Annotated in this window: 5 protein-coding genes; 2 read left to right on the plus strand and 3 right to left on the minus strand. The window is 45.5% G+C overall.

What is annotated here, in order from left to right:
• Positions 1 to 11 precede the first annotated feature (11 nt).
• Positions 12 to 995 carry a phenylalanine--tRNA ligase subunit alpha gene (gene pheS, locus ZX61_RS00200; RefSeq protein ID WP_004413586.1) on the minus strand — a complete coding sequence of 328 codons (984 nt, stop codon included), beginning with the start codon at positions 993 to 995 and terminating at the stop codon, positions 12 to 14.
• Positions 996 to 1,284: 289 nt separating this feature from the next.
• Between pheS and ZX61_RS00205 the strand changes: the two genes are divergently transcribed.
• Positions 1,285 to 1,767, plus strand: coding sequence for a GNAT family N-acetyltransferase (locus ZX61_RS00205; protein WP_049842737.1), 483 nt, complete (start codon positions 1,285 to 1,287; stop codon positions 1,765 to 1,767).
• A 4-nt stretch (positions 1,768 to 1,771) separates the two neighbouring features.
• On the plus strand, positions 1,772 to 2,668 hold the full coding sequence (locus tag ZX61_RS00210; protein ID WP_049842738.1) for a LysR family transcriptional regulator: 897 nt from the start codon (positions 1,772 to 1,774) through the stop codon (positions 2,666 to 2,668).
• Here ZX61_RS00210 and ZX61_RS00215 read toward each other — a convergent pair.
• Entirely contained in the window at positions 2,646 to 3,767 is a 1,122-nt protein-coding gene (locus tag ZX61_RS00215) for a GGDEF domain-containing protein (RefSeq protein ID WP_049842739.1), read from the minus strand. The two genes, ZX61_RS00210 and ZX61_RS00215, sit on opposite strands and share 23 nt — an antisense overlap.
• 157 nt (positions 3,768 to 3,924) lie before the next feature.
• Positions 3,925 to 7,868, minus strand: a 3,944-nt coding sequence (locus tag ZX61_RS00220; RefSeq protein ID WP_150114944.1) for a VCBS domain-containing protein, incomplete at its 5' end; no start/stop codon positions are given.

The raw sequence follows: 7,868 nt of genomic DNA on the forward strand, positions 1-7,868 counted from the left end.
TATCCCCTGGATTACTTGAACTGTTTTAGGAAACGAAGGTCGTTCTCGAAGAACGCACGAAGATCGTTTACGCCGTAACGAAGCATAGTCAGACGCTCAACGCCCATACCAAATGCGAAGCCAGAGTATTTCTCAGGGTCGATGCCAACGCTGCGAAGTACGTTAGGGTGGACCATGCCACAACCGAGAACTTCAAGCCATTTGCCGTTCTTACCTTTCACGTCTACTTCTGCTGAAGGCTCAGTGAATGGAAAGTAAGAAGGACGGAAACGAACTTCCACTTCTTCTTCGAAGAAGTTACATAGGAAGTCATGCAGGATGCCTTTTAGCTGCGCGAAGTTTACGTTCTCGTCTACTAGCATGCCTTCCACTTGGTGGAACATTGGCGTGTGCGTTTGGTCGTAGTCGTTACGGTAAACACGGCCCGGTGCGATGAAACGGAATGGTGGTTTGCCATTTTCCATCGTACGGATCTGAACGCCAGACGTGTGCGTACGTAGCATTAGATCTGGATTAAAGAAGAACGTGTCGTGGTCAGTACGCGCTGGGTGATCTTCTGCGATGTTTAGTGCATCAAAGTTGTGGAATGCATCTTCAATCTCAGGACCAGACTCCGTGTTAAAGCCTAGCTCACCAAAAAACTGTTCAATACGCTCAACAGTGCGAGTCACAGGGTGTAGACCACCGTTCTCAATACGACGACCTGGTAGAGTAACGTCGATTGTTTCTGCTGCAAGCTTCGCTTCTAGCTCTGCACGTTGTAGTGCATCTTTACGAGCTGCGATAGCTTGTTGAACAACGCCTTTGGCTTTGTTGATCTCTTGACCAGCTTCACGGCGCTCTTCTGGTGGTAGTTTACCTAAGCTTTGAAGCTGAGCCGTTAGCTCACCTTTTTTGCCTAGATACTGAACACGCACTTCATCAAGTGCAACTAACGAATCCGCGGCTTCAATAGCTGCGTTCGCGTTAGCAATGATCTCTTCTAGATGTTGCATCGTTTCCTCATCTACCTTTTGGTAGTGTCCATAAGGTTTCCCGCAAGGGAATTTCGGTATTTTCAAGTAGCTGTACATAGTAACGAAAGCCAGGTTCAAAGCCAAACTGAAATATCCGTAGAATCGTCTATTGGACACTTCTCAATCATCTAAATGGGGAGTTCACCAAGATACTTACCGCAAGCGCATCAGTTTTTGTTATATTTAATATGATTAAAAATAATTTTAAATTATCAACCTCAATCGATACATTGGCTGTAAACGCATTAAACAAATCAACGAGGTCATTATGAAACTGACAATCACACCAATTCTTGCTGAACACGATCCAACAATCTGCCAAATCATTCATGCGGTGGGTGCAGAGTTTGGGGCTGTAGGAGAAGGATACGGCCCTTCAGATGCCGAAGTCAGTCATATGAGCCAGTCTTATACTCTTGATAACCGCTCACTTTATTTGGTAGCTCTACTCAACGGAAAGATTGTTGGCGGATGTGGTCTTGCACCTTTCTCCAATAGCGAGGAGATCTGTGAGCTAAAGAAACTCTTCCTTCTTCCCGAAAGCAGAGGGCTGGGTTTAGGCCGTAAGCTAGTATCGGAATGCCTTGACTTCGCCATAAAGCACGGGTTTAAGTCATGTTATCTCGACACCCTGTCAAATATGAATGCCGCAGTTAGAATGTATGAAGCATTTGGTTTTGAACACTTATCTCAGCCGCTCGAAGGTACCGAGCACAATAGCTGCGATGTCTGGATGCTAAAAGAGCTGTAATGACATGAATAACTACAAACTCCTGCCTGCTTTAAATGCCTTGCTTCAAACGCAAAGTCTCACTGAAGCAGCCAAGTTGCTCCACGTTACTCAACCTGCCATGAGTCGAACACTCGGTCAGATACGGGATGCTTTTGGTGATCCCATGTTAGTTCGCGACGGGAAGGAGTTTGTACTGACCAATAGAGCGCGAGAACTAAAGCAAACTATTCCTAGTTTACTCAGGGATATGGATGCGCTCTATCAACGCTCAGATTTTGAGCTTGAAGAAATTCAGCGACGATTTCATATTGCATTCGACTCATTTATCTCAGCTACCGCGTTGCCTGAGATCGCCAAGTTGCTCTCTTCAACTTGTCCAAACGCCTCAATACAAGGGTCGATCTTAGATGATGGACAGTTAGAAGCCATCGCAACAAGTTCCCTTGATTTAGTTGCAACTATGGCGGTAGATGTTCCAAACCATATTCATGGAAAACGTATCGCCAGTGACCATTATGTGGTACTCAGTGCTGGACTACATTGGCACGGACGGTCAGAGATATCTTTACAAGAGTACTTTACGGCCAAGCATATTCAAGTAAGTGGCTTAAGTGACAAAACACGTGAAGTAGATGGTGTGTTTAAAAAACGTGAGCACCAAAGAAGGATTGCCGCAGTAATGCCCAACCTAGATAGTGCAGCGCAATTGCTGGCAGAAACCTCTTATCTAATGACAGTTCCTAGCCATATTGCTGATGCTTTGTGTTGCCAGCATTCCTTGAAAACACTGCCATTGCCTTTCGAGTTACCGGAGCATCACTATTACCTACTATGGCACGAACGACACCATAAAGACCCAGAACACCGTTGGTTTCGCCAAGAGTGTTACAGACTTATTAAACAGCGCTTTCAGCCTTAAAAGCGCTGACCTGATTCCTGCCTTTTGATTTTGCATCGTATACGGCTTTATCAGCAGCTTTAATTAGGTCGTTATAGTCGAGCATGTCAGTTGTTCGCTCCGCAACTCCGACACTGATACTACCACGCCAAACATTCTCGCCCGCAGGGACAAGCATTTGATTCACTATGTGACGTGTCAGCTCTGCGATATGCACACCGCCTTCCGCATTAGTATTTGGACAAATAACAAAGAACTCATCGCCACCCAATCGGCAGACAAGATCATCACTTCTAAAAGAGTCAGCAAGCGCTTGAGCAAGCTCGGTTAACAGTCTGTCTCCTGCATCATGGCCGGCACTGTCGTTAACTTGCTTAAAGTAATCAACATCGATCATGATACAAGTGAGAGGCTCTCGATCTTGAGTCGATTCTTGCCAATAAGCTTTCAACTTTCGGATTGCACAGCGCCTATTAGGCAATTGAGTTAAAGAGTCCGTCAGTGACAACTCTTCTAGCTGCTTGTTTGCTTGGGAAAGCTGCTTCGTTCTTTCTTCAACTTTATCTTCAAGATGCTGGTTGAGTTCGACAAGCGTTTTATTGTGTTCAGAGACTTGTTCAAACAGTCCATTCAACGCTTTCAGAAGTGGCTCTGTGGAGCAATCTTGCTGCTTCTCTTCGTTCTCCCAAGCCACCTTTGGGTCAAGCCCTAATTTGATCTTCTGTACTTGCCGCGACATATTTTGGTCAATACCAAGAATATGATAAGCGAGCCAGTGAATTAGAAAGTTAAGCAGTTGTTCCGAAGTCTTCTGGTTGCCATCATTGATAAACGACTGCATGCTCAAAATGTCGGTCATAAACGCACGATGCACTTTAACATGCTCTTCAATGTGGGCTTCGTACAGGCCAACACTACGCATTAGATTTTCTTCTTCCTTGAAGTGAAACTCGGCATAGCGAGAAAGCTCATATAACGCCATTCTGATGTCTTCGACGGAAATGCTATTGCGAGTGATTAGTTCTCCATAACGATTAATGATTTCAACTAAGTATTGATGCTGCTCATCGACATCATTAAGACCTGTTTCATAACACGCATCCCACTCAAATGACTTCATTCGCTATCGCCTTTTACTTATAACTCAACGCACTGTAGCCGTTGCAGCGTCGCACATTAACCTTAATTTACATGTGGAATTATACATCAATTTGCAATAATGCTAAAAAGTAGCACAAAAATAAGGGGGCTCAATCTGCCCCCTTAATCTTTTTTCGCTAGTCCACTTTAAAGGCCTGATGCTGAAATAGCTGTTCAACAATTTCATTTGAACTCGCCGATACCGATAGATCCAAGCCTGACATATCAAACTGCTCAAGCGCAATTGATACTGACTTTCCATCGTCTGCCGTTAGGTCAATATTTAATGTCTCTTTGTCTGCATCGAAGCTAGCCGTCAGATGATTTAGCAGATTTTCCATATCCTTAACATCATCACCTTGCGGTGCCAAAACATCTGTCAGATCGAGTTTGTCTTCATTAAGGTGGAAATCTTTGATGATATCTTGCTCAGGTGTCAAACTTAGTGATTCAGCAGAAAAACTAAACACATCATTTCCTGCCCCACCCGTTAAGATGTCACTGCCTAAACCACCAATAAGCACATCATTATCTTGACCTCCGATAAGGATATCATCGCCCAGACCACCATTCAGTGTATCAGCACCTTCACGTCCGACTAGTGCATCATGGCCATCTGTTCCATCCAAAGTATTGGCTTGGCCATCACCTTGAATTAAGTTGCGTGACGTATCAGGCTGCGAGGTATCTTGAACATCGATAGTAATGCGGCTCTCCACAACATCACCGTCTGCATCTATGACTCTAGCGGTAAACTTGTCTTGTTGATGACCATCGACATTGTTCGCTTTGTAATCATAACGTCCATTTTCAAAGTTAATAGTAAGGTGACCATGAGTCGTGTCAATTTTAACTAAAGGACTCTCGGATACTGTTTCTTCATGACCAGCCACACTCTTGGTCACTTCACCGGATAGCTTGTCGAAATGGTAGGTATCTCCTTCGACGACTATCGTGTCTACCCACTGTTCTTCGCCCCCTTGATGGCTAATCAAGTCACTCTGCAATTGACCAGAAACCGTTTTGATCAGTAGTTCTTCTATCTGTGCGTCATCAACCACAACAATAGCCGTGCCATTATCGGTCGCTATCGGCTCCAAATACTTCAGATCGGCACCAGCCCCAATACCAACTGACCAAATATTGTCAATCGCTTGTCCACTCGTTTCGATGCTCTTCTCCATAGCATTTTCGAGGATCATTTTTTCTTCAGCCGTTGTTGGTTCTACCAAACCATCTCTAACTTGCTGGTATCGCTCTGGGCTGGAAAAATCATCTTCACTACTCCATTTCATTAGACTCTCCCGAGCCTTGATCTCATAGCTACCAGATTGATTTGTCCAACCATTGAAGTCTGTCGTGACACCATCAGAAATAAAGTACAACTGCGTATTGGTACTACTGAACAATACCTGACTCGCTGGGTCTGTAAGTACTTCATGTACCTGATCTATCGCTTGGCTATAAGGTGTCCAAGCCGATGGCTGAACATCAAAGAAGAACTGACGAATGTCTCCTACTGAACTTAGCCAACCAGAAATCTGTCCATCAGGCAAACCACTATGTGCGGCAATTTTGAATTGGACATCGCCGACATCCTGATACTTTTCAAACATTGCAGTGATGGAGTCTCTTGCCAGTTCCCAGCGTGTCACCAAGTGACCGTCAGCATCAAGTACTTGGTTACTCATCGACTGTGAAGCATCAAGCGCAATTACTACAGTGTTGCTTTGTAGCGCGACGTCATTGATAACGTGGTGAGCAGAATTTGAAATAGGCACCGAATCGGTAACATCTATGTGCAGTGTGGCATTCTCAGATTGACCTCCTGCATTCACCTCGACTTTTACCGAAATGTCCAGTTTGTCAGCACCTTGCTCAGCATGATCCAAAGCAGAATGCTGAACAACGGAATAGTGGCCCGTGTTACCATCGATCGTTGCTTCAAGCACTTTAACGCGATCTGAGCCAGTTCCTGTATATCCAGTTAGAGTACTTTGGTCTGCACTCACTTCAAACGAAACTGACTGACCACCACTGGTGAAACCATCCAAATTTTGTTCTGCTGAAAAATGGTAGTCCGCCTCTGTTGCAGAACCAAGGTCTGCTACCAAATCTCCTTCGGCGTGTCCCCCTGTCTCTGTACCAATTTCAGACTCATTTAGCTCAGCGCGAGCATCATTTAAAGACATTGGCTCACCCATTACGTTCACTGTAACTTCAGCCGTATCTTTTAAACCGTCCTCATCTTCAATGGTGTACTCAAAGGTGTATTCCTTCACTTCACCAGTCTTGATAATACGTTCATCGGCAGGCAAAGATTCAAGATACTTCGCTGCGTCAAAGACCAACTTACCGTCTTTAAGAGTTAAGAAGTCTTCTTTTGGATAATCGACGATAGTCAAATCATCGCCATCCGGATCATGATCATTTGCCAAAACATCTAGCTCTAAAGTACCTGAGCCATTTGTTTGGTAGCTATCGTCAAAAGTAGTCAGATCAGCGGTAACTTGAGTTACAAAATACTCAGACCCTTTTGGATCAACAACACCGTCTTTGTAGCTGGTGGTCGACATCTCAATACTGTCAAAGTAGCGACCATCTGCGTCAATGCTAACGACTTGGCTACCTCCGCGAGTACCTTCAAAGACACCAGTCGCAACCAACTCGCCTTTGTAGTAGGCCTTCCAGACACCACGTTCAATACCAGGCTCCCAACTACCATTTTTGGTGTCAGTCCAAAGGTTTTTCACCTCCACTTCAGCGTGATCAGACACTTGTCCATTGGCAAATGAAAAACGCATTGCTTCGCTCTGACCAGTAGCATCATCGTAACCTATCTGTCCATTTTGGACTTGGTCTCGGCCTGAACCATTGTCGAGTGATGAACTCACACCGTACTTATGATCTCCGTCACCGGTATAATCAGATTTGGACGCATCAGCGACTTTGTTTCCTGTAGCAGTATCAATCACATAGTAATCAACACTAATGTCAGCACTGTCATCCCAATTGTTCTGATCCAGTGTCTTAGTGGTCTTTTCAATGCCTTTATCATCTTCAGCGATAGGCGCTTCATTAAGATCGTTTACAAGGACTTTAACTTGAGCTGTATCTGTTCCATTAAACTGGTCACGAGCTTCTACCTCAAGTTGGTAACTGTCGATTGTTTCATGGTCAAACGTAACACCATTCTTAACACTGATTTCACCAGTAGCTGCATCTATCTCAAACAAGTCAGTGTGATTAGTCAGGTGATAGGTCACTTGGCTATTTTGGTCAATATCGAATGCTTCAACCTTACCAATGACACCAGTAGGGGTGTTTTCATCAACACTAAACTGATAGCTATCCGCATCTACTTTGCCTTGCGAATCACGCCCATGACTGTCGTTGCTACCACTGATAAACTCTGGCGCATCATTGGTGCCCGTAATGGTGATTTCGACAGTGTGCGGCGTGCCGTCTTCAGACTGCACCGTGAAGGTCTCAACACGAGTCTGACCTTCACCTAAGTATTCCACTTTGCTGTTGTCAACGTTGTACGTCCACTCACCGCCTTCAGTGATGGTCAGGCTGCCCAGTGGCGCCCCTTCCGTCGGGTGATTCACCACCGTCACGTCAGTTTTAAAGGTGTCGTTCGCGTTGTTACCATCCACATCGACAGACGTCAGCGTGCCCGTATCTTCAAGGATCTCGTTGCCATCACCTTCCGTCACGGCACCTTTGTCATCGCCGCTGATTTGCGCGGCGTCATTGGTGCCCGTAATGGTGATTTCGACCGTGTGCGGCGTGCCGTCTTCAGACTGCACTGTGAAGGTCTCAACGCGAGTCTGACCTTCACCTAAGTATTCCACTTTGCTGTTGTCAACGTTGTACGTCCACTCACCGCCTTCAGTGATGGTCAGGCTGCCCAGTGGCGCCCCTTCACTTGGGTGGTTGTTGGGTGTTACCTCAGTTTTAAAGGTGTCGCTCGCGTTGTTACCATCCACATCGACAGACGTCAGCGTGCCCGTATCTTCAAGGACCACATTGCCATCGCCTTCCGTCACGGCACCCTTGTCATCGCCGCTGATTTGCG

The sequence above is a fragment of the Vibrio sp. VPAP30 genome, from assembly GCF_001188205.1.
Classification (GTDB): domain Bacteria; phylum Pseudomonadota; class Gammaproteobacteria; order Enterobacterales; family Vibrionaceae; genus Vibrio; species Vibrio bivalvicida.